This window comes from Paenibacillus sp. Paensp38, assembly GCF_059491915.1.
In genome coordinates this window covers 568,010-589,745 of sequence record NZ_CP168516.1, presented here as the reverse complement: position 1 = coordinate 589,745, position 21,736 = coordinate 568,010, and the positions used below count along the sequence as shown (strand labels likewise).

Here is a 21,736-nt window from a genome sequence, read left to right as displayed (position 1 = left end):
ATACTATATTAGCTTTTTCAAACTGGAAACTCAAAAGCATTACGAATAAGGGTTTCGCAAAATCCTGAATAAGGAAACATGTTACAATAACCGTATTTGAGCTTAAATATTCATAGGAACTTCATACCAACTTCATGTGATTCACCCCATTTTATCATTAAAATGATTCATGGGAACGCCTTTCGAAGTTTTCATGAAGGAAAGGAGCGGGGAAATTATGATTCGAATTGGACTTACGGGTTGGGGCGATCACGATGACTTGTATCCAACGGGTACCAAAGCTAACCAAAAACTAAGTATCTATGGAAGCCATTTTCCGGTAGTAGAAATGGATAGCTCTTTCTATGCGGTGCAGCCCACAGATCGTATGGCACGCTGGGCGGCGGAAACCCCTGACTCTTTTTCATTTCTCGTCAAAGCCTACCAAGGCATGACTGGACATACCCGCGGCAAGCAACCTTACTTCAAAACAATAGATGCCATGTACGAAGCACTGCATGCATCGATACAGCCTCTTCACGAAGCGGGCAAGCTCAAAGCCGTGCTGTTTCAGTACCCACCCTGGTTCGACTGTACACGTGAGAATGTCGCTGTACTGCGAGACACAAAAAATAGGATGGGAGAGGTCCCATCCGTACTTGAATTCAGACATCAAAGCTGGTTCACACCCGATTTTCGGAAACAAACGCTGGCATTCATGCGTGAAGAAGGCTGGATACACAGCGTATGCGACGAGCCGCAGGCAGGACCAGGGTCGGTTCCCATTGTGCCGTTGGCTACAGACGGTAATCTGACAATCGTACGTCTCCACGGGCGGAACATATCGGGCTGGAATCAAAGCTCTGCACCGAATTGGCGGGAGGTTCGTTATCTGTATCGGTACAATGAACAAGAGTTGACCGAATGGAGAGACAGGTTGCTGGAGCTGGAGCAGCAAAGCCGCGAGGTGTGTGTTATTTTCAACAACAACTCCGGTGGAGACGCCGCTGCTAATGCCAAGCAACTCATGACCATGCTTGGCATGGACCCTAAACCTTTTCCCCCTCGCAAGCCACACGAAGAGAATAACGGGCCGGAACAGCTTGAACTATTTTGAGGAACGGGCTGAGGGTGGGGAGTTGGAAATAGCCTCCTTGAGCTTGCGTGCATTATCCAGTAAATGCGGGTCGTCAGGTAAATAGCGTAAAGCGGTCTGGTTATGCTCATACGAAGCGTCCAGCTGACCTACATGGGCATAGCAATGGCTGAGCCGCACATGAGGTAACCAGGAGTAGCATGGTAGTGGAACAGGTCGCATACCCGGAAGGTGATGCTGTTGCTCCAATGCCTTTTCGTACCAGTACGCGGCAGTGCTCCATTCGTTTCTTGTGAAAAACCAGTCACCGATCATGCAGCACAAGTCTGATTGCGGTACACCGTATCGAAAGGAACGTAACAGACGATCCAGCTGTTGCTCCGGCTTCCCGAGGTGAAGATAGCATTCCGCCGACCGCGCACAAGCGGTAATCCGATCCTCACGGTAGCCGCTCGGCTCCTCCAACAGAAGATTGAACGCCTCTACCGCCTCGGCATATTCTTTACGGTCAAAACATTCATTGGCGTGCAAATACAGCAGACGCCCCTCCAGCTTGCCGCTTTCGCTGATCCACCGGGCGAGAATACGTTGGTTACGGAGCATGTGGTCTTGCATTCGGCGGTGTGTTACTGCCACATCTGAATGAACGATTTGCCCCTGAGGTATCACCAGATCCTCATGCAGACGCCCTTCCCAGCGGTATTGTCGCTCGCGCTTCACGAGACGGATACGGCGTGAGGTGAACAACAGTTCACCCTGCTCCCCCTCTGCCAAATGAAGTGGCATCACCACTGCGTCGATATCCTTAGACAAACGCTGCTTCAAGGCACGCAGGCGCTCACGATCCGGCTCCAGCAGCACATCGTCCGCATCCAGCCACATGACGTAGGAACACGTCGCCTTGTCAAATGATTCATTACGGGCGGCTGCAAAATCATCCTTCCATTCAAATGTATATAGCCGATCCGTATAGCGCGCCGCTATCGTCTTCGTCTGATCCGTCGACCCCGTGTCCACAATAATGATTTCATCCATCAGGTCTGAGACCGAATCCAGACAGCGGGTAAGTGTGTGCTCCTCGTTCTTTACGATCATGCACAAGCTGATGGTCATTGGATGCTCAGTCATGACTTCACGTCATCCCCTTTACCTTTGGCTGATTCTCCCCTCGTTTTTCCGGTAGACTCGCCAGCAGTATATGCAACTCTCCTTTCAGCCTGCGTCTTGTCTAACTGTTCGACACGTGCATACCTTTCCATCGGCAAAAGTTGTTCCTCCATATACCGGATTCGCTGTACCGCCTTGTCGAGTGCGGCCTTTCGCTGATTCATTTTGCGAACATGCTGCTGCTCCACCAGTCGAAATTGCTCCTCGTCCAGTTTCATCCACTCATTCAGATGCGCTGCCTCTGGTTTGACCTCACGCAGTTCTTTCGACTTCTTGCGGCCTGCAAAGCACAAATATTTGTGATGCACCTCCAACGCTTGTTCATCAAAATAAGGATACAACACACGGGAGAGGCTCCCGGCATAGTAAGTCCGCTTGTGATCATGAAACGGATGGTAACCATAAGGTACAGACAAGACGAGCGTACCCTTTTTATTCAACAAGCGGTAAGCATGAGCCAGCAGGTTGTCGGGATGCGCAAAATGTTCCAAAATCTCCCCTAAAATAATGGTATCAAATCCACCGGGAGGACGCTCAAATTGTGAAATGTCCTTTAACTGAAAGTGGACTCGTCCCCGGATGGGTGCGGATTCCTGACGAAGTTCTTTTTTTGCATAAGAAATGCTGCCCTCTTCCAAATCAATAGCCGTTACCTCAAAGCCTTCCCGCCCGAGCAAAATAGCCGTTATGCCCTGACTGCACCCAACATCCAACACCGTATGACCCTGTACATGGCGACAAATCCAGTGAATTCTATTGCGGGTGGCTTCATGAGATTCCTCCGAATTAATCTGCCCGTAATAACGTTCGTTTACCTGATCACGGTTAGCCAACAGCGGCGCCCCCTCCGGGATGCCCCAAGATCACGACATGTCCACCTGTGCAATGTGCAGTCGCATTACGTGTATCGAAGACCAGCGGGGCATGGTCGACCAGCTGTTGGTAATTCACCACAGAATGGTCTGTCGTAATGACTACGATATCTGCACTTTCCCATAGCTGGGCATTTGCCGTCCGAGATGGGATTTCTTCACCGTTCAGCTTAAAACTTGATACATACGGGTCGGTGAAGCTAACCGAAGCACCCATTTTAGTTAAATGCTCGAACAGGACAAGAGCCGGGGATTCGCGAACATCATCAATGTCCTTTTTGTAGGCCACACCTGCCAGAATGATGTTGGCTTTGTTTATGGCTTTATCTTTCTGAGCAAGCATAGCTTCAATTCGCTCCGCAATATACAGCGGCATACGCCGATTCATGCGATCTGCCAAGTCCACGAATTCCAATGGAAAACCATGCTGCTCGGATTTCCATGACAAGTATAGCGGATCAACCGGGATACAGTGCCCCCCGATGCCAGGTCCCGGATAAAAAGGCATATAGCCGAATGGCTTGGTGGCCGCTGCATCCAGTACCTCCCATATATTGATGCCAATTTTCTCACAGGCGGCTGTCAACTCATTGACCATTCCAATGTTGACGCTGCGGAACGTATTCTCGAATAGCTTGGCGGCTTCCGCCACGGTCGTCGAGCTTACCGGAACAATCTGGTCCAAAAAGGACCCATAAAACCCTGCTCCCACTGCCAGACAATCCGGCGTGCAACCGCCGATCACCTTGGGTGTGTTGCGAATGTTAAAATGAACGCTACCCGGATCCACACGTTCCGGCGAGAAGCACACATAGAAATCCTTACCTACCGTCCAGCCCCTGCGCTGCTCTATCACCGGTCGAATCAGTTCCTCGGTCGTTCCCGGATAGGTGGTGCTTTCCAGAATCAACAGTGTTTGTCTACGCAAATGAGGTATAGCCTGATCAATAGCCGTTTCAATATAGGACGTATCCGGCTGGTGTCCGTCCGTCAGCGGCGTAGGCACGCAGATCACGACGATATCCGCTTGCTCCAGTACCTTGATATCCGTAACCGGATGCAATTGCTGTCCAATCAGACCTTCCAATGCATCATCACCAATGTCTATGATGTACGACTTTCCTTGAAGCAGCTTGGCTACTTTGACGGGATCGGAATCCACACCATATACATCATAACCAGCCTTTGCCATTTCCACTGCCATGGGCAGCCCTACATAACCGAGGCCGATTACCGCAACCTTTATAGTTCCTTTAGTTATTTTTTCCATAAGCTGCAAAATACCCACCTCTTTCATCATTACTCCATGCCTCGCAGTAGCTCAGCAATTCCAGCGCGATCCATTAACTCATCGTCCGAGCGATATTGATCGAAGCTCACTCGTTCCAATCCACCGTATTGGCTCAGTAAGCGCTTGTCTGCTTGCTGGGGAAGAATAACAAAATAGCGATCATCATAGCGATACGTATGCGGCACCTCATAGGGCGAAATCAGCACCTCATGCAGCTTTTCCCCACCACGTATACCAATCTCCTTTACTTTCAACGCAGGCTGCCCCGCCTGTTCTTTCATCACTTCTGCTAGATCTGCAATATTGCAGCCCTTCATTTTCATCACTAGCGTCTCTCCCCCAACCGCCGTGACAGAAGCCTTCAGCAGCAAGCCAATCGCCTCTCCGAGCGTGAGGAAAAAGCGTGTCATATCTGGGCTCGTCAGCGTTAAATCCTGCCCATCCGCGATCTGGCGCTTGAACAGGGGCACGACACTTCCACTCGTCCCCAACACGTTGCCGCCGCGTATACACACAAAGCGAGTACGCTCACTTAAAGTGTTGGCGCGGATCATCAGTCTTTCACCTATCGCCTTCGTCATGCCATATACATTCACCGGATCTACTGCCTTGTCTGTAGAGACATCAATTACCTTGGCGACTCCCTGCTCAATGCTGGCCCGGATCACGTTTTCCGTACCGTGTACGTTCGTCTTGAAAGCCTCTTCCGGCTGTCTCTCACACACAGGGACATGCTTTAATGCCGCCAAATGGAATACATAGTCCACTCCGCGACATGCCTCCTGCAATGCCTGAAGATCTCGAATATCTCCAATCATGAAATTCAGGCGAGGATCCGATAGAAATTGCCGCTGCATGGCAATCTGTGCAAATTCACCGCGTGAGAAAATACGAATCTCCGCCGGGTCCTCCTTCAGCAATTCAGCGGTTAGGCGTTGCCCCCAAGATCCCGTTCCTCCGGTCACCAGCAGTTTTTTTCCTTTGAACAATATAATCTCCTCCTGACCGTTACGAATTGGCAATGCCTGTTCCCAGAAATTCTGCCAGCACAGCATTCATTTCATTCTCTGACAGCCGATCCTTCGCCGGCACTTTTTTCACCGAAGTATTGGCAGCATGAATGACGTTCACATAGTTGCGAAGTGGAATGATCTCATGCGGCAGCTCCGTTACATATCCGTGCGTACCCTTTCCAGGAATGACCACACGGTAATCATTCAGAAAATCTTCCACTTGATAGCGAAACACATAAAAAGAAGGCGAACGGTGAAACACCGGTGCCATCTGCCCCTCAACCGCATCCCACAGGTAACCCATCTGGTTCACCAGCGCAACCGTCTCCGATTGAAACTTGTAATCATGCAACTGTTGTACAAAGGACTGGTGATACAAATCGTCGGAATCTATTCGAGCAATGAGCAGTTCGTCCGCACCTTCGATGTACGCATGGATACGACGTTTACTTTCGATGCTCGTACCAAAACGGATGTGGTCGGGAATGGGCTCATGTCGGGCCAGCTCCTCTTCCACGATGTCACTGCATCCGCCCGCCAGCTTGACGACAGATAGGAAATCCGCATTTGTCTGACTGAGTAAACTACGCAGCGTAAAGGTTCTGAATATATCCAGTCGCTCGCTGATCCACTCACGTGTCAGGCGGTTGGGATTCATCCCATAGTTATTAAAATTAATTTCAATTACAACCTTGCGATTCATTGATCTTCCTCCCTTTCAACCGTCTTCTCTCAAGTTATGAAGACGCTCCTGAAACGGCACGTACAGATACAACGAATCTTGTAAAAATAGGTAGAATCCAAAAAGAATAGCCGTTCATACAAAAACCTTTTCGCTTTCGACATATGATAGAATACAAAGTTTTTTACTCCATCTGAAAAGTTGAACAAGCAGGAACGACAGGGAGGAAACATGATATGACGAATCCAAAGTATCTGGAGATGGACGAGGTACTGAAGCGTTTGAAGCTAGCACTCGATCAGCACCAGTCCTTTTCGCTCATTCGTATTGGAGATGGTGAAAATTTGGTGTTGGCGCAGGATACCGTCTGGCCGATGGAAAAGGTGTTACAGGAACGTTGGGCGGTCAAAGCCAATCTCGGTCAAAAGGGACTGTTTCTACCAAATACGGAACTACGGGACGCGGTGGCTGAGGCAGTGAGCAAAGCCACCATTACTGGCATTTTGCCATATGATGACGAATCTATTAAAGCACCATCCTATATGAAGCGGGAGCTGACCGATCAGGTCTTTGCTCACTATGCTCTTTCCCCCGCGCTGACCTGCCACGCCTGCCTGAATCGGTATTTGGCTGGGACACCCGCTTTCTGGGACATGCTGAAAAATCGACGCATTCTGCTGGTCACCCGGACGGCCACTGAAGTAAAGCCTGTTCTTGAGGCAGATCCGTACAAGCTGCATATTGCCCACACACTGGCATTTCATCAATATGAACAAATGCCTGAAACTCTCCAATGGATCGCAGCACACAAAGATGACTTTGACATTGCGCTGTTCTCTTGTGGTGTCAATGCAGTCGTGTTAGCACAAAAAACAGCAGAACTCACTGGCAAAGTAGGTATAGACTTCGGCAAGGCGATTAATATCGTCATGTTCGGCAAAGCTAATTAATAGATAAAATAATATTTGTGAAAAAATATACTTAGCAAAAATCCTTGCTCCGTATATCAAAAAGCACCAGCAAATTTCAATTGGCTGGTGCTTTTTGATACCATATGTAGTTCTAAAGCGTGATCAAAAAGGATAATCCATATAAAGCTTTGAGCCCTTGCTTGTTTAGAAATAGAATTTGAGATTTCCTGTAACTTCTTTTACAATATTACAGAAACTAGCATTCATTAAAAACCATAAGGAGGGTGTTGAAATGTCACATAACAAGAGATTGAAGACATACCCACTTGCAAAAGCAAAGCATATAAAGGTTCATGGTCGAACTACGCAAACACGTACACCGCTTACTCTATTTTGGACAGGAAGTGGCATTGAATTGAATATCAAAGGCTCAGAGCTGTGGATTGAAATTGAGGCCGATTACCAGGTGTATGAGCCCTGGATCAGTATTGTCATCAATGGTGTCCCGATGAGTCGCCTGATGGTGACTGCAGGACGGCATTGGATCTGTCTTTTGAGAGGGTTAAACCCTGATACAGTCAAAAATGTCCGTGTGGTCAAGGATGTCCAGCCTATGAGTTCGGACCCGCACTGCTTGTTGCAAATTCATGCCCTGAAGGTTGACGGAGAATTGCTACCGGTCACTGATAAGCCCCTCAAGGTGGAATTTATCGGTGACAGCATTACCTCGGGAGAAGGAACGATTGGAGCGAAGGACGAGACAGACTGGGTTCCCATGCTGTTCACAGCACTACGCAATTATACAGCCATAACAGCCGAAGCACTAAATGCGGACTACCGAGTGTTTTCACAAAGCGGCTGGGGTGTCCTAACGGGCTGGGATAATAATCCCGATACGAACATACCGGCATATTATGAACAGATATGTGGTGTGCTGACCGGTGAGAGAAATGAAGCATTAGGGGCATTTTCAGATCATGATTTTACCTCATGGCAGCCGGACGTGGTCGTAGTGAATTTGGGGACTAATGACGGGGGAGCCTTTTATTCTCCTGCATGGACGGACCCAGCAAGCGGTAAAGTGTACAAGCAACGCTTGAACGAGGACGGCACATTCAATGAAGAAGATTTACAAGCTTTTGAAAGCGCTATCGAATGTTTTCTTGTCAAGCTTCGGAATTGCAATCCTGCGGCTCATATTGTATGGGCCTATGGGATGCTGGGTACTCCTATGATGCCCTCAATCTACCGAGCAGTAGATGCATACAAGAAAAGAACGAGGGATGGGAATGTGTCTGTATTCCAACTGCCTAACACGACGGAAGAAACGATAGGGTCTCGCAGCCATCCCGGGCTCCCCGCCCATACCAAAGCGGCAGATGAGTTGACAGTGTATTTGCGAGAGATTCTTAAGAAATAGAATCCGAGAAGCACGATCAACTTTGTAGAACACGCTCATAAAGGAAATTACAACAACTAGGTCATTTGTGCTCTGGGTGTTGTTGAGAATTATAGCCACGAGTCTGTAGCAGCTGTCTGTCTATGCTCGTGGCTAGTTAAGCTTCTGCGCAGCGGCCTATCCTAGGAGAACCACGAACAGGCAGCGAGTATTTACTAAAGAAATATTCACCTGATATATTTACAGAAACGGAGTCGAAGCGATGCCCGTGAATACCTCTGGACCATTACGAACAGTGGTCGAAACACCAGAAATATAAGAAGAATATACTGTTTGTATTGCCAATGGAGCGGATAGATCCTGTGCATTAAAAGCTTGCGTTTCATTAGATCCGGTCACGCCCAGTACCCCCTCGGCGCGGTAGACTACCTCGCTCGGATCATAGTCGGCTCCACGCACGATTTCAACTGCATACGTATCGCCAAGCTCACCGATTAGACCAATGGAACCACTAAAAGTCACAATCGGACCTGGCACAAGAAAGGTTCGCAGAGTAATCAAACCGAATCGCTCCGGTATAGGACCCAGTTGAATATCGGGACCTTCACCTGTCTTTGATGAATTGGTGGAGCTTCTCATATCCAGAAAAAAACCCATACCTTATCCCTCCAAATTGCAAGATACTCCATGTTATGCAAGAAATTCTTTGGCGTATTGGACAAATTAGTAATAAATCTATCAATTCAGCTCAAAATAACCGATAGTAAATACATATGATATAAGCTTTAGAAATGAATATATAGATAGAAAGCAGGGGTTAGATGAAACGACTGAAAACATTAACACTACGCAAGAAATTGACCGCAGCATTCCTTCTGGTCATGCTTGTTCCTAGTATTATTGTAAGTTCTTTTTCTTATCAAGCAGCATATAACCAGACGGACCGCCAATTACTTGATAGTGCGACAACTAGCGTTACTGCATCCGATCGTGCAGTTACTCAAACGATTCAAGCCAAAATCGCGGATCTCGAATATTACTCTACAACGATGACGGCTAGTGATAACAGTGCTGAAGCAGATGATGCCATTCTAAAAAGATTACAAGTTTATTTGAAAATGCACGCGGAAGCTGTTGATATGTTTGTAGGAACCCCCGAAGGTAAGCTCATTATTGGCAAAGCCGTAGGCTCCACAAACGATCCTCGTGAGCGCCCGTGGTACAAACAGGCCCTGGAGAAACCCGGCCAAACCGTAATCAGCCCTGTTGGACTCAATACGGCTAAGATCCCCGTTGTGTATATTTCACGTACACTTCCCGACAACAGCGGTGTTCTCGGCCTTTCCCTGAACCTGAAAAATTTGAAAGAAATCACAAATTTAAAAATCGGACAAAATGGCTATATTATGATATTAGATGGTACCAAACGTATCGTTACCCACCCGACAGAAGTCAGCGGAAGTACCAAAATGGGAGAAACAATACCCAAACTGTTTGACTCTAAGGAAGGCAGCTTTAATTACGATCTTAATGGCGTAGATAAACACCTGATTTTCAAAACCAATGCGCTGACAGGCTGGAAAATTGCCGGCACAATGGACAAAGCAGAAACCAGTGCCTCCGCCCAACCGATTCTTATCACGACGATCGTAGTGTTGGTGATTGCAGCCATCATCATTGGCGTGCTCGCAATGTGGCTAATCAGCAGTATACTTAAGCCTATCCAAAGATTGCGTAATTCTATGGATGCCATCAGCCAAGGTAATCTTTCGATTAACGTGGCTACGACCAGTACAGATGAAATTGGTGAATTATCAAGATATTTTCAACAAATGGTAGATAACCTGCGTAACATGATTAGAGAAATTCAAGCGATGACTGGCAATTTGTCGGCATCCTCGCAAGAGCTTGCAGCAGGTGCAGAACAAACGACCCGGGCTATCGAGCATGTGACCATAGCCATTCAAGATGTGGCTGCTGGCAGCGAACGCCAAGTGGGCAGTGCTAAAGCTAATCAGACACGGGTTAGCGGCATGGCAACAGACATCACCGCTATGACCGAAACTATGGCTGAAATGACTACTTACTCCGCACAGGCCATTCAGGCGTCGGATGCAGGCAGTGAGCATATCGGCAACAGCGTCGTTTCCATTGATGGCATTCGCACTACCGTGGAAGAACTGGACACCATTATCGGTGCTTTGAATGATCGATCTGGACGAATTGGAACGATTGTTACTGTCATTACGGAAATCGCCAGCCAGACTAATCTGCTCGCATTGAACGCTTCTATTGAAGCGGCACGTGCAGGGGAGCATGGTAAAGGTTTTGCTGTCGTGGCCACAGAGGTCCGCAAGCTGGCTGAAAACTCAGCTCATTCCGCACAACAAATTCGTGAACAGATTCAAGGAATACAGAGCGGTGTATCTGAAGCCCTGACCGCTATGGAATCCGCCAAGGAACGCGTAAGCGAAGGTATCAATTCCATTGACCTATCCGGTCGCTCCTTCTCACGTATCCGTAGAGCGGTAGCCAAATCAGCGAAGCAGCTGGATAACGTCGCAGCTTCTACCGCTGGAGTCGCAGATGGAACAAGTACAGTCGTCAGCAGCATGGAGGAAATTACACGCATCGCTGAAGAAGCGGCATCCCATACGGAGACCGTGTCCGCAGCCGCTGAGGAACAGCTCGCCTCCATGGAAGAGATCGGTTCGTCTGCCGCAGATTTGACCCGTCTGGCAGAGCAGCTTCAAGATTTGCTGACACAATTCCAATTGGATGAAACAAAATAACCGTTCCAACCGATAAATACAGAGAAAGAGTCTTCACAATGAAGGAGGGTTGGAACATGGATATCGCAGCATTATCAACAGGTATGAGTCAGGCCAGCTTGGCTCAAGCCGCAAGTGTGAAGGTATTAAGTATGGCTACGGATCAGGCCAGTGAACAAGGACAGGCCTTAGTGCAGATGATGGAAAAAAGCGTACAGCCTCATCTTGGCGGTCAACTGGACATTCGCGCGTAAATACATGCATATGCTTGGTTAAGGGCGATTCTACTCAGGTCTGGACAGACCCGGGTAGAATCGTTTTTTTATCTCCCAATTTCTCGTTCAGCATAAAACGTAGTAAACTAGACATATCGTCCACGACCTCGGTTCGGAGGATAGCGCAACATTCACACGATTTACATTGAAAAAGGAGGATACATAGTTTATGAGTTATTCTGAATATTTTAAAAAAGCCAGAGAGCAACAACTGGGCGAGTTACAGGAGTGGTTGTCCATTCCAAGTATCTCAGCATTATCGGAGCACAAAAAGGACATTAACCAAGCAGCTGATTGGCTGGCTGCCAAACTGACTGCTGCCGGTCTGGAAAACGTTGAAATCATTCCGACCAAAGGGCACCCGCTGGTATATGCGGATCATTTGCACGCACCTGGTAAACCAACGATCCTTGTGTATGGACACTATGATGTACAACCCGTAGACCCGCTTCACCTGTGGGAAACGCCACCGTTTGAGCCATCCATCCGTGATGGAAAATTGTATGCGCGCGGAGCGACAGATGATAAAGGACAGGTTTTCTTGCACATTAAGGCAGTTGAGGCCATTTTGAAGCAGGAAGGCAAATTGCCGTTAAACATTAAATTTTGCATTGAAGGCGAGGAAGAAGTGTCCAGTCCGAACTTGCTTGAGTTTTTGCAAACTGGAGCTGAACGTCTGGCTGCCGATGCTGTACTGGTGTCCGACACTTCCTTGATCGAAAAAGGAAAGCCTGCCATTTGCACAGGTTTGCGTGGTCTATGTTCACTGGAAGTTGCCATTCACACGGCGAACACAGATCTACATTCCGGTTCTTTCGGTGGCGGCGTGCCGAATGCCCTGCATGCTCTGGTGTCCTTGCTGGCAACCCTGCATGACGACAAAGGCGGCGTAAGCGTCGAAGGATTCTACGACGATGTTGCTCCATTATCGGCAGAGATGAGAGAAGAATTCGTGAAGCAAGGCTTCAATGAGAGCAAGCTGCAACAAGATCTTGCACTTGATTCCCTCTATGGTGAAGAAGGATTCAGCTTCGTTGAGCGTGTGGGGGCTCGTCCGACACTGGAACTGAACGGCGTATACGGCGGCTTCCAAGGGGAAGGTACGAAAACGGTCATTCCGAAAGAAGCTCACGCTAAAATTACGTGCCGCTTGGTGGCTAACCAGAACCCGCAAGATATTCTGGACAAAATCGAGCGCCATTTGCGCGCCCATGTTCAGGCAGGAGCTACCCTGGATATTCAACAGGGCGAAAAAGCGAACGCCTTTAACATCGACCCGTCACACGCGTTTCTGCAAGCGGCGGCCGATGCTTTTGAGAAGGTATACGGTGTGCGTGCCCTCTTTACCAAGGATGGAGGCTCCATCCCAATCGTGGAGACTTTCTCCCGTGTGCTGACTGCCCCAGTCGTGCTGATGGGTTTCGGCTTGCCAGATGAGAACCTGCACGCGCCCAACGAGCATTTCAACTTGGACAATTTTGACAAGGGTCTGCTGACGATTGTGGAGTTTTTGAAATCGGTGTAAGTAAACTAAAAAGCATTCACAGCATGGCACCATCCTTGCTTCGTGAATGCTTTTTTTCGTTAGTTCTGTCGCTTAAGAAAAACGGGTATAGCGCAACAGATGAGCCAGCCGATTGAGCCGTTCTATCTCCCGATCGAACTCATGCAGCGGCTGTCCAGCCAAAGCAGCGTTTGCTCTCAGATCCCGTAGCGGGTTCATTTTCCGACCCATGAGTTTCAGCACCGTGGCCTTCCCCATGTTATTCACCACCACATATTGTGTTAGCGGGTCAAGCTCAATCCACAATACATGATGCTGTTGGAAAAACGACAATAGTTGCTTTTTTAACGCCTCCAGCTCTTCAAGGTCACCTGTGATTTGCGGATGATGATGAAAAGCCACATAGCCCATCACCCGCAGGTCACTTATGATTTGTTCCAAATGAAGCGTTTCGTGTATGTACACATTGTTCGTGCTCATGCGGTTTCTTGCACCATTCGTATGATCTTCCCGGATGACGTTCACCACCTGACTATCATTTATATCAAGCTTTATCTTTCCCCTTTTCCAATAGCTGCACAAGCCAGCAACCTCCAAACCACAATGCACCTACAGCAAAAAAAACGGTATACACCGTATATAACGTGGTCAGTTCAAACAAGCTATTGTACCGATTAAGCAAGATCCCCCACAAGCATAGCAGAAAATTGCTACCATTTTGCTGATGAAAGCGATGCTTATAGATCCGTTGAATCAAAACAGCCAGGAATCCTATCAACAAAACGTGATTCAGCAAAATACTCCACATTTCCATAAGCCCCCTTTTTCACTATAGCGCAATGGCTTTGAAAAGTCAGGACGTACACAAACCTTGCGAACAAAAAAACAACCGGCTTATACGCCAGTTGTTTCCCGTTCCACAAAATACTTATTGGTCATATAATGGGCCTTGCCTCTGGAAGTATCCACCATTCCCTTTTTGTTGTCGAGAAAAACAATCTCCCGGCATTTGGTGCAGTACCACTTGGTCCGCTTAAAGGGAGATTCTGTAACATACGATGTACCACATTTGCAATCTACTTTAATTAAAGTTTCTGTTGATTTGTAAGCCTGGGACAACTCTTTTAGGCCAGTATCCGGTTGTTGAATGGGGATAATAACCTCCTGATAGCTTGAATACTGATTATGCACTTTAAAATCAGCCACCAGTTCCGCATGCAGTCCAAAGTACTCTTTGCCAATCTCGGTTACAAATTTCTTACCGATTCTGTAACACTCAAGCCATTCCTGTATCTGTTGATTAGACAAAGGCACTGTGCCCTTGATACCACTATTTAATGTGTAAGTCATGATGTATAAAGTATCATCTTGTCTATGTCCGTACATGAGAAGCCTCCTTATAATACACTTGATAATGTACTACAAAGCGCAAAAAACATCAATTTTATTATTTGCCAAAAGACTTATATCATTTGGGTAGGCACACAACAATTGTGAGTATATGGTTAGAAAGCAACTGACAATCTGTCAGTTGCTTTGTCTTTCCACATAGTATTTGTTGGTCATGTACCACGCCTTGCCTTTATCCGTATCCACCATGCCCTTTTTACGATCCAGGAACACAATGTTATTACACTCCTTGCATGACCACTTGGTTCTTTTATGCGGTGACTCTTCTATATAGGAAGCACCACATTTACATTCTACCTGAATTAATGTTTTATACTGGCTGTACGCCTCTACCAGTGGGTCCAGCTCTACAGCTTTGTGTTCCATTACGGGCTGTATTATGAATATGTGTTCTCTCTGCTCCGAGTATTCATTATGTACCTTGAAATCTGCTACCAACTCAGGGTTTAAACCAAAATACTGTTTTCCCACAACCGTTACAAACTTGCTGCCAATTCGATATGCTTTGATCCATTCCTGCACCTGCTTACTGGATAGGTCGACAGTTCCCTTTATACCGCTGTTCAGCGTATAAGTCATCAAGTGTTGGTTGGGTGTCATATGTCTTAACATTCACCTCCGATCAAGAATATACCACAGGTAGCTCTAGGCAAAAGCTACTTCCGGCTACCTGAAGCAACGAGCTTTTTCTGCCTTGTGATTCTTCTTCAATCCATCTTCCATCCTGTCGTCATGCTGAATACTGTTTTTGTAGGGATTTATATTCTTAGACTATCACCGAATGCATTTCTAGCCTTGTATAACTTTGTGGTAATTCTTCTGATTTGATCACTTCTGCTAGTTTACCATGATCTCCAATGGTAGTTTCTTCCTTCTATATATAGTACATCATTTACACGCAATTTCCCACATATTTCAGCGGTTTAATCGTTTTACTTTTTTATATACCACAAAACAAAAGCCTTCCCGACCACCCTTCATTGTCGAAGGATCATCGAGAAGACTTTGTACCCCGCAAGGAACGAGAGGTCAGATTTTTAATTCGCCAAGCCTGATTAATTCCACGACCGCCTGTGAACGACCTTTTACGTTCAGTTTCTGCATTACATTGGAAATATGGTTTCGGACCGTTTTTTCGCTAATAAATAGCTGTCCGGCGATGTCACGTGTTGTTTTGTCCTGCACGAGCAGTTCAAATACTTCACGTTCACGGTGAGTTAACAAAAACTTGTTTTTATGGTCGTTACCCTTCGTCAATTTCACCCCTCCTTGCTCGGGTTTTGTGTGGTGTAACAAGGTTAAGGGATACAGTCAACACATTTTATGTCATGCGCTTAGGTATGGTTCAATATGCGGATAAAAATGGGCATAGGCACCCTACTAACTCCCTTCGATGGACGGTTGGACTCTGCGTCTAATTTATGTATTGACAGGCATATGGGCCAGCCTTATGATAAGAAAAACCGCGACTGATAATCATTATCAAAATGATAATTTGATATAGATATCGCAACAGACTATGGTTCAAGGCCAGTTTGGCCAGAAAGGGTGTTCATTGATTATGAAACTACGTTATGCCGTACCGGCCGGAGTGCTGGTCTCTTCTATTCTGTTCGCAGGTTGCGGACAAACCGGAACTGCTACTCAGCAGCCTGCTGCAACGACCAAAGATGCAGGAGCCACAACACAGACAACGACTCCTGCCGCTTCTGCTCCCAATTTTGATCAAGCGGTAGCAGCTTACCGCACCTATGCCATCGAGCAATGCGATACGTTTGTGAAGAAGACAGAAGAATTCACGAACGCGGTCAAAGCTGGCGAGCTGGATAAAGCCAAGGCGCTGTATGCTCCTGCACGCATGTACTATGAACGGATTGAACCAATTGCAGAAGCGCTGGGTGATCTTGACCCAAATATTGATGCACGTGACGGTGATGTGGATGCAGCGGATTGGCGCGGCTTTCACCGGATTGAAAAAACATTATGGGAAGAAAACACAACCAAAGGAATGGACGAGTTCTCCGACCGACTACTGAGTGATGCCAAGCTGCTGCGCGCCAAAGTAGAAACAGTTAATATTGACGCCAGCCTGATGGTAACGGGTGCAGTCGAGTTGTTGAATGAAGTCTCTACCTCGAAGGTGACGGGTGAAGAGGAACGATATTCCCATACGGATTTGTACGACTTTGCAGCCAATGTAGAGGGCGCACAAAAGATATATGACATTTTGAAAACAGATCTGAACCAAAAAGATGCCGCGTTGGAAAAACAAATCGGTGAGCGCTTTACGGCCTTACAGCAGGAGTTGGCTCCTTTCAAGGACGGAGAAGGCTATGTATCGTATACAAAACTGAAACCGGAAGAAGTTAAAAAGCTGAGCCAAAACCTCGATGCCTTGGCAGAACCGTTGTCCCAAATGGGGAAATTGTTAGGAGTGTAATGATATGAAAGGCTTTAAGCGGCAAAAAGGGCAAGAAAAGCCGCAGTATGCGGAATCCCATAATGAACAGGGCGATCTGGTAAAAAAGGATGCGAAGCTAGTGAAAGATGATCCGTCAGGAAAAAGCAAATCCGTATCACGCCGAGACCTATTGAAGCTGGCCGGGGTAGGTGGACTAGGTCTCCTGCTTGGCGGCGGGGGCGTGGGAGCCGTGCTGTCAGCCAGTCAACGTCTCGAAAGCATGATGACGGATGCGGATACCAAAGATGTAATCTCTTTTTACGGGAAGCATCAGGCAGGTATTGTGACTCCGGCACAGGATTTCATCTACTTCGCCGCTTTCGATCTAACAACCAGCGACAAGGAACAGGTGCGTAGCCTCTTCAAAGCCTGGACGGAAGCAAGCGCTACAATGACTTCTGGCGTGCTCCTTGGCAACGATAATGAAAACCTCAACCTCCCTCCGTCCGATACGGGCGAGGCGGCAGGATTGTCGCCATCCCGCACGACGATCACCTTTGGTGTGGGCCCATCCTTTTTTGATGGACGATATGGCCTGGCAGGGCTTAAACCTGCCGGGTTCCGTGAGCTGCCCCGTTTTCAAGGGGATGCCCTGGAGGAGCAATGGTGCGGTGGCGATATCGGAGTGCAGGTATGTGCCAATGACTTGCAGGTCGCTTTCCATGCCCTGCGTAATTTGGCGCGTATCGCCAGAGGAACGGCGGTGCTTCGCTGGACGCAGGAAGGCTTTCAGCGGACTGCACAAGCTGATCCTGCGGGAAGCACACCACGCAATTTGCTGGGCTTCAAGGACGGTACGGGGAACCCGGACACCTCCAAGGCAGACGAGATGAATCGGCTGGTGTGGACACAGACCAGTGACGGACCAGCATGGATGGGCGACGGCAGCTATATGGCTGTACGCCGCGTACGCATGCGGGTAGAGGTGTGGGATCGCTCAACATTGGGCGACCAGGAGGATACTTTTGGACGTCATCGCAGCAGCGGGGCCCCACTCGGTAAGGTCAAGGAGTTGGACAAGCTTGATCTGGCAGCCAAAAATCCGGAAGGCAAGCCAGTTACGCCTCCTACCTCTCATGTGGCTTTGGCTCATGGGGACGGGAGCATTAACATTTTGCGGAGGTCTTATTCGTATTCAAGCGGATTGGACAAGCAAACTGGACAGCTGGATGCCGGGCTGCTGTTCATCAGCTACCAGCGTGATCTGTTCAAGCAGTTCGTTCATATTCAGGAGAAACTTGCACGCAATGACAAGCTGAACGAATACATTGTACACAAAGGCAGTGCGGTGTTCGCCTGCTTCCCAGGTGTATCGCAAGGCGGCTACATCGGGGATACGTTATTTTAGCAGCAGGCAAGGAAGGGGATTTATATGAATCGGCGTAATAAAAGCTTGGGATGGGTGTTGGGGTTGGTGGCTGCTCTGCTGCTGACCGTAACTCCGTTCATTTCCGGTTCCGGGTCGGTCGCTTTTGCACAAACAGATGCCAAAGCTGTCACCAATGATCAGCTAATGCCTGTAGTAGGCGGAGCGCTGGTGGAGGCGGGACAAGCCCAATGGACGGAAGCCTCCAAGGATCTGAAAGAATTCCGCACGCTGTGGGAGGCCTCCAAGACAAATGGTGGAGATTCAGCTCACATCGCGACTGTAGATCAAGCACTCACCGATGCGGAGCAGACACTCGCCAGTGGCGGCGGGGAATCAGCGAAAGCTGCCTTATCCGTGCTAGCGCGCTCGGTCAATGAGTACGTCACTGCTGCCGAAGGGGACAAACCAGCCCCGGCTGGAGCCAAAGCAGCGGAAAAACTGCTTCCCATGGCGAAGGGCAGTCTGGCCGCCATGCAAAAAGGCGATTGGGCTGCCGCCCGGGTGGATTACGACCGAATCGTCAAAGCCTGGTATCAGGTAGAAACACCGATTCGTTTGGACAATTTTCCGGTATACAGTTCGCTCGAAACTAAAATCAGTCTCATTCGCATCTCCATGCAAGCTGAGCCCATTCGCCAAGAACAGGCTCTCAGGGAAATGCAGGAATTAACGACTCTGTTGTCTGATTATAGTCAGGGCAAATCTATGAACACAGGTCAAGGAACGAATACAGGCAATACGGCTACCGGAACGACGAATGGTTCGACAGCTTCCTTGGGCGATGCAGTCACCTTGCTCAAATCCGCACGCCAAGATGCTGTAGCTAATCAATCAGAGCAAGCGGCTGACAAGGTAGTGCAGTTTATCGCTCTGTGGCCTTCTGTCGAAGGACATGTACAAATTGCCGATCCGACGTCTTACACTGCGATTGAAAATGAAATGACCGAGGCTTCCGGATATCTGCTGTCTTCTCCACCGAATACAGACAAAGCCATACAGACTCTTGATCAGATGCTGGACAGGCTCCGTCCGTTGACGGAAGAACGTTCTTACACTGCGTGGGATGCCGCACTGATTTTGCTGCGTGAGGGTCTGGAGGCCATCCTCGTGCTCGCAGCTCTGCTGGCGTATGCCAAAAAAAGCGGCGAAGCCGTGGCTGGACGATGGATATGGGCAGGAGCTGGAACGGGGCTGGTGCTGAGCGGAATTCTGGCGGTGCTGTTCACCACACTGGTGGCAGCAGCCGCATCGGGCAGCATGCGTGAGCTGCTGGAAGGTGTCACCGGACTGGTAGCAGTCGTGCTGATGCTGACCGTTGGTAGCTGGCTACATAGCAAATCCAATGCTGCCGCATGGAACCGCTTTGTGGAAAACAGCGTGGGCAACGCATTGGCACGGGGAAGCCTGTGGTCGCTATTTGCGGTTTCTGCGCTCGCAATTCTGCGTGAAGGAGCCGAGACAGCTATCTTTTATGTCGGTATGGCTCCAGCCATCGAAACCTCGCAATTGCTGATCGGCATTAGCTCGGCGATGTTTATTCTGGTCATTCTGGCGTTTGCGATCATTAAATTTAGTGTACGGTTGCCGATTCGCGCCTTTTTCCTGACTGCCACTGCACTGATTTACTATCTCGTATTCCGATTTCTGGGCGAAAGTATTCATTCGCTTCAGGTGGCTGGCAAGCTTTCGGGGCACACTGCCTCCTCGCTTCCGTCCATTAGCTGGCTGGGAATGTATCCAACTTGGGAAACATTTGTCCCACAAATCGCTGTACTGATCTTTATGGTATGGCAGCTTGTGCGTCAGGAAATGCGCAGCTCCAAGCAACATTAAGTCGATACTACCCTACTCATCATGTAAAAAAACGCCAAATCACAGGTCCGATTTGTATCGGTTCCCATGGGTTTGGCGTTTTTTTTACATACTTCAGCATTTTGCATCATTCGATTCCCAACGCTCTTAAGTACAATATATAGACGAACTAAAGCGTTTCGATCTATATATTGCTGATTTAAAAACGCTCTTGGGATTTATGCAAAATGCTCACTTATACCACATCCTCAGGCAACGGAATCATGCGCTGATGACGCAGCAGGTCCGTGCGGTCACCGTGTTCACGAATGACATGTACCTCCCCACGAAAATCGAGCAGCTCCGCCGGGGTAGCATGTCCCAGAAATTGTAGTGGACTATAGCTTAATCCATAGGCTCCTGCATTCGGAAAAGCAATATAATCGCCCTCGTAAATCGGAGGAAGCTGCGCTTTTTTCACAATACAATCCTCGGGCGTACAAAGTGGACCGACAATGCTTACCGTCTCCAGCTCCATGGATGCTTCTTCCAAAGGCCCTCCTGTTCGGTTTGCAACCTCTTCTAATGATTGTTCGACAGCAACAGCCGTTTGAGCAGAAACGTCTCTCTGCCCCATCCGTAGGGTTGCTTCCAACTCTCGTTCTTTGGGTTCTTTCGATTCTCCCACTTGCCTGCGCATAATTCGTACCGGGTAGTTGTCCCTAATGCGGCGTCCTCGAAAAGTAGCTGCGGCGTAGTGATTCATGCCACCATCAGCCACGACAAACTTCTCTCCCTTGGATTCCTTTGTATACAATGCTCGGCAGACATACATGCCCGATTGAGCAACCAGATACCTGCCGCTTTCGATGATTAGCTTAACCCCGGGCATGCGGGTTCGGGTCTGCTCCGCGAGTGCGTTCAGTCCGTCAATGACGTGATCCATATCGAGCGGCTCCTCATGAGCAAAATAAGGTACGCCAAACCCGCCGCCCAAATTGACCGTATGCATTGCCACACCATACTGAGCCTGTACCCGTTCTGCCAACTGCAGCGTATTCGCAAATGAAGCTAAAATCTGATCCGATTTCAACATTTGCGTACCTGTATATACCTGAATACCTTGAAAATGGACGTGTGGGCAATCTTCCAGCACCTTAAAAAAGTGATCCAGCTGTCCTTCATCTACTCCAAAGGGGCGCGGAACGCCGCCCATCTTAATCGTTGCTCCAGACAGATCGTTATCAGGATTGATGCGAACCGCTGCCCTGACAAGCTGGCCCGCTTGGGCCGCAATGTCCTCCAGCAGACGCAGCTCCCTCACCGATTCGACATGAATACAGCCGATTCCATAGGCTATCGCCTCGTTCAGCTCGGCTACTGTTTTTCCCGGTCCGGCGTACAGCACGTCTTCCGCAGCATACCCGGCCTCCATAGCGACGAACATTTCTCCGGCCGAAGCAATCTCAACACCACAACCTAACGAGCGTAGCAACCCAGCCAAGGCTACGTTACCATTAGCCTTGAGCGCGTAATGTACACGCACAGCCGGGTGCAATCGGGACAGCAACGAGCTGACATGAGCATGCAGCGCGTCCCCGTCATAATAGTAAAATGGCGTCGGATGCTCGCCGAATCGTTCCAGTAAGGCTTCGTCCTTTTTATCCATCTACTGAATTCCCCTCCTCTCTTTGCCTTGATACTCCGTATTTTGCATCATTCGCTTCCCACCGCTCGAAAACACA

At 48.5% G+C, this 21,736-nt stretch carries 21 protein-coding genes; 9 read left to right on the top strand and 12 right to left on the bottom strand.

Translation table 11 applies throughout. The features are described 5' to 3' along the window. Window positions 1–217: 217 nt before the first annotated feature. Window positions 218–1,096 carry a DUF72 domain-containing protein gene (locus ACEN8J_RS02795; protein ID WP_495594225.1) on the top strand — a complete coding sequence of 293 codons (879 nt, stop codon included), beginning with the start codon at window positions 218–220 and terminating at the stop codon, window positions 1,094–1,096. Here the strand turns inward: ACEN8J_RS02795 and ACEN8J_RS02790 are convergent. Genes ACEN8J_RS02790 through ACEN8J_RS02770 form a run of 5 tightly spaced genes read right to left on the bottom strand, consistent with a single transcriptional unit; the run spans window position 1,088 to window position 6,121 of the window. After that, the gene (locus ACEN8J_RS02790) at window positions 1,088–2,203 is read right to left on the bottom strand and encodes a tetratricopeptide repeat-containing glycosyltransferase family 2 protein (RefSeq protein WP_029518351.1); all 1,116 of its coding nucleotides are present in this window, start codon (window positions 2,201–2,203) and stop codon (window positions 1,088–1,090) included. The two genes, ACEN8J_RS02795 and ACEN8J_RS02790, sit on opposite strands and share 9 nt — an antisense overlap. Beyond that, window positions 2,200–3,075, bottom strand: a complete 876-nt coding sequence (locus tag ACEN8J_RS02785) for a class I SAM-dependent methyltransferase (RefSeq protein WP_165148709.1) — start codon at window positions 3,073–3,075, stop codon at window positions 2,200–2,202. Before ACEN8J_RS02785 ends, ACEN8J_RS02790 begins: the two co-directional genes overlap by 4 nt. Next, complete coding sequence (locus ACEN8J_RS02780) at window positions 3,068–4,411, bottom strand: nucleotide sugar dehydrogenase (protein WP_340887102.1); 1,344 nt, start codon at window positions 4,409–4,411, stop codon at window positions 3,068–3,070. The genes ACEN8J_RS02785 and ACEN8J_RS02780 overlap by 8 nt, the downstream gene beginning before the upstream one ends. Before the next feature lie 2 nt (window positions 4,412–4,413). Beyond that, complete coding sequence (locus ACEN8J_RS02775; RefSeq protein ID WP_322252280.1) at window positions 4,414–5,394, bottom strand: polysaccharide biosynthesis protein; 981 nt, start codon at window positions 5,392–5,394, stop codon at window positions 4,414–4,416. A gap of 19 nt (window positions 5,395–5,413) precedes the next feature. Then, window positions 5,414–6,121 (bottom strand): glycosyltransferase family A protein, encoded by a 708-nt coding sequence (locus ACEN8J_RS02770; protein ID WP_029518347.1) that lies wholly within the window; start codon window positions 6,119–6,121, stop codon window positions 5,414–5,416. A gap of 215 nt (window positions 6,122–6,336) precedes the next feature. Between ACEN8J_RS02770 and ACEN8J_RS02765 the strand changes: the two genes are divergently transcribed. Together ACEN8J_RS02765 and ACEN8J_RS02760 are read left to right on the top strand one after the other, a co-directional pair. Further along, window positions 6,337–7,050 (top strand): GT-D fold domain-containing glycosyltransferase, encoded by a 714-nt coding sequence (locus tag ACEN8J_RS02765; protein WP_029518346.1) that lies wholly within the window; start codon window positions 6,337–6,339, stop codon window positions 7,048–7,050. A 253-nt stretch (window positions 7,051–7,303) separates the two neighbouring features. Then, entirely contained in the window at window positions 7,304–8,431 is a 1,128-nt protein-coding gene (locus ACEN8J_RS02760) for an SGNH/GDSL hydrolase family protein (protein WP_069011026.1), read from the top strand. Between the two features lie 219 nt (window positions 8,432–8,650). On the opposite strand, the gene ACEN8J_RS02755 is transcribed toward ACEN8J_RS02760, so the two are convergent. Then, window positions 8,651–9,067 carry a hypothetical protein gene (locus ACEN8J_RS02755; RefSeq protein ID WP_069011025.1) on the bottom strand — a complete coding sequence of 139 codons (417 nt, stop codon included), beginning with the start codon at window positions 9,065–9,067 and terminating at the stop codon, window positions 8,651–8,653. 164 nt (window positions 9,068–9,231) lie between these two features. Between ACEN8J_RS02755 and ACEN8J_RS02750 the strand changes: the two genes are divergently transcribed. The 3 genes from ACEN8J_RS02750 to ACEN8J_RS02740 all read left to right on the top strand — a co-directional run bounded on the left by ACEN8J_RS02750 (window position 9,232) and on the right by ACEN8J_RS02740 (window position 12,981). Continuing rightward, window positions 9,232–11,202, top strand: a complete 1,971-nt coding sequence (locus ACEN8J_RS02750) for a methyl-accepting chemotaxis protein (protein WP_069011024.1) — start codon at window positions 9,232–9,234, stop codon at window positions 11,200–11,202. Between the two features lie 56 nt (window positions 11,203–11,258). Then, window positions 11,259–11,435 (top strand): YjfB family protein, encoded by a 177-nt coding sequence (locus ACEN8J_RS02745; RefSeq protein ID WP_165148697.1) that lies wholly within the window; start codon window positions 11,259–11,261, stop codon window positions 11,433–11,435. A 190-nt stretch (window positions 11,436–11,625) separates the two neighbouring features. Continuing rightward, window positions 11,626–12,981, top strand: a complete 1,356-nt coding sequence (locus ACEN8J_RS02740; protein WP_495594224.1) for a dipeptidase — start codon at window positions 11,626–11,628, stop codon at window positions 12,979–12,981. Window positions 12,982–13,053: 72 nt separating this feature from the next. Here ACEN8J_RS02740 and ACEN8J_RS02735 read toward each other — a convergent pair whose 3' ends face one another. The 5 genes from ACEN8J_RS02735 to ACEN8J_RS02715 form a co-directional block, all read right to left on the bottom strand. Then, window positions 13,054–13,440 carry a hypothetical protein gene (locus ACEN8J_RS02735; protein WP_176715708.1) on the bottom strand — a complete coding sequence of 129 codons (387 nt, stop codon included), beginning with the start codon at window positions 13,438–13,440 and terminating at the stop codon, window positions 13,054–13,056. A 64-nt stretch (window positions 13,441–13,504) separates the two neighbouring features. Next, window positions 13,505–13,768, bottom strand: coding sequence for a hypothetical protein (locus ACEN8J_RS02730; protein ID WP_029518340.1), 264 nt, complete (start codon window positions 13,766–13,768; stop codon window positions 13,505–13,507). Between the two features lie 86 nt (window positions 13,769–13,854). Next, window positions 13,855–14,346 carry a hypothetical protein gene (locus ACEN8J_RS02725; RefSeq protein WP_013311697.1) on the bottom strand — a complete coding sequence of 164 codons (492 nt, stop codon included), beginning with the start codon at window positions 14,344–14,346 and terminating at the stop codon, window positions 13,855–13,857. 141 nt (window positions 14,347–14,487) lie between these two features. Continuing rightward, entirely contained in the window at window positions 14,488–14,970 is a 483-nt protein-coding gene (locus ACEN8J_RS02720; RefSeq protein ID WP_029518339.1) for a hypothetical protein, read from the bottom strand. A 429-nt stretch (window positions 14,971–15,399) separates the two neighbouring features. Further along, a complete protein-coding gene (locus ACEN8J_RS02715; RefSeq protein ID WP_007431813.1) occupies window positions 15,400–15,627 on the bottom strand; it encodes a helix-turn-helix domain-containing protein in 228 nt (75 codons plus the stop codon). 304 nt (window positions 15,628–15,931) lie between these two features. On the opposite strand from ACEN8J_RS02715, the gene efeO reads away from it, so the two are divergent. Genes efeO through ACEN8J_RS02700 form a run of 3 tightly spaced genes read left to right on the top strand, consistent with a single transcriptional unit; the run spans window position 15,932 to window position 20,033 of the window. Then, entirely contained in the window at window positions 15,932–16,810 is an 879-nt protein-coding gene (gene efeO, locus ACEN8J_RS02710; RefSeq protein ID WP_025721876.1) for an iron uptake system protein EfeO, read from the top strand. 4 nt (window positions 16,811–16,814) lie between these two features. After that, window positions 16,815–18,179 carry an iron uptake transporter deferrochelatase/peroxidase subunit gene (gene efeB / locus ACEN8J_RS02705; RefSeq protein ID WP_495594223.1) on the top strand — a complete coding sequence of 455 codons (1,365 nt, stop codon included), beginning with the start codon at window positions 16,815–16,817 and terminating at the stop codon, window positions 18,177–18,179. Between the two features lie 24 nt (window positions 18,180–18,203). Further along, the gene (locus ACEN8J_RS02700) at window positions 18,204–20,033 is read left to right on the top strand and encodes an FTR1 family iron permease (RefSeq protein ID WP_495594222.1); all 1,830 of its coding nucleotides are present in this window, start codon (window positions 18,204–18,206) and stop codon (window positions 20,031–20,033) included. 214 nt (window positions 20,034–20,247) lie between these two features. Here the strand turns inward: ACEN8J_RS02700 and ACEN8J_RS02695 are convergent, their stop codons facing one another. After that, a complete protein-coding gene (locus tag ACEN8J_RS02695; RefSeq protein WP_495594221.1) occupies window positions 20,248–21,660 on the bottom strand; it encodes a type III PLP-dependent enzyme domain-containing protein in 1,413 nt (470 codons plus the stop codon). Window positions 21,661–21,736 lie beyond the last annotated feature (76 nt).

Coding starts and splice junctions, on each gene's coding strand:
- ACEN8J_RS02795 (WP_495594225.1), top strand. CDS start 218: ATGATTCGAATTGGACTTACGGGTTGGGGCGATCACGATGACTTGTAT.
- ACEN8J_RS02790 (WP_029518351.1), bottom strand. CDS start 2,203: ATGACTGAGCATCCAATGACCATCAGCTTGTGCATGATCGTAAAGAAC.
- ACEN8J_RS02780 (WP_340887102.1), bottom strand. CDS start 4,411: ATGAAAGAGGTGGGTATTTTGCAGCTTATGGAAAAAATAACTAAAGGA.
- ACEN8J_RS02770 (WP_029518347.1), bottom strand. CDS start 6,121: ATGAATCGCAAGGTTGTAATTGAAATTAATTTTAATAACTATGGGATG.
- ACEN8J_RS02765 (WP_029518346.1), top strand. CDS start 6,337: ATGACGAATCCAAAGTATCTGGAGATGGACGAGGTACTGAAGCGTTTG.
- ACEN8J_RS02760 (WP_069011026.1), top strand. CDS start 7,304: ATGTCACATAACAAGAGATTGAAGACATACCCACTTGCAAAAGCAAAG.
- ACEN8J_RS02755 (WP_069011025.1), bottom strand. CDS start 9,067: ATGGGTTTTTTTCTGGATATGAGAAGCTCCACCAATTCATCAAAGACA.
- ACEN8J_RS02750 (WP_069011024.1), top strand. CDS start 9,232: ATGAAACGACTGAAAACATTAACACTACGCAAGAAATTGACCGCAGCA.
- ACEN8J_RS02745 (WP_165148697.1), top strand. CDS start 11,259: ATGGATATCGCAGCATTATCAACAGGTATGAGTCAGGCCAGCTTGGCT.
- ACEN8J_RS02740 (WP_495594224.1), top strand. CDS start 11,626: ATGAGTTATTCTGAATATTTTAAAAAAGCCAGAGAGCAACAACTGGGC.
- ACEN8J_RS02735 (WP_176715708.1), bottom strand. CDS start 13,440: ATGAGCACGAACAATGTGTACATACACGAAACGCTTCATTTGGAACAA.
- ACEN8J_RS02730 (WP_029518340.1), bottom strand. CDS start 13,768: ATGTGGAGTATTTTGCTGAATCACGTTTTGTTGATAGGATTCCTGGCT.
- ACEN8J_RS02725 (WP_013311697.1), bottom strand. CDS start 14,346: ATGTACGGACATAGACAAGATGATACTTTATACATCATGACTTACACA.
- ACEN8J_RS02720 (WP_029518339.1), bottom strand. CDS start 14,970: ATGACACCCAACCAACACTTGATGACTTATACGCTGAACAGCGGTATA.
- efeO (WP_025721876.1), top strand. CDS start 15,932: ATGAAACTACGTTATGCCGTACCGGCCGGAGTGCTGGTCTCTTCTATT.
- efeB (WP_495594223.1), top strand. CDS start 16,815: ATGAAAGGCTTTAAGCGGCAAAAAGGGCAAGAAAAGCCGCAGTATGCG.
- ACEN8J_RS02700 (WP_495594222.1), top strand. CDS start 18,204: ATGAATCGGCGTAATAAAAGCTTGGGATGGGTGTTGGGGTTGGTGGCT.
- ACEN8J_RS02695 (WP_495594221.1), bottom strand. CDS start 21,660: ATGGATAAAAAGGACGAAGCCTTACTGGAACGATTCGGCGAGCATCCG.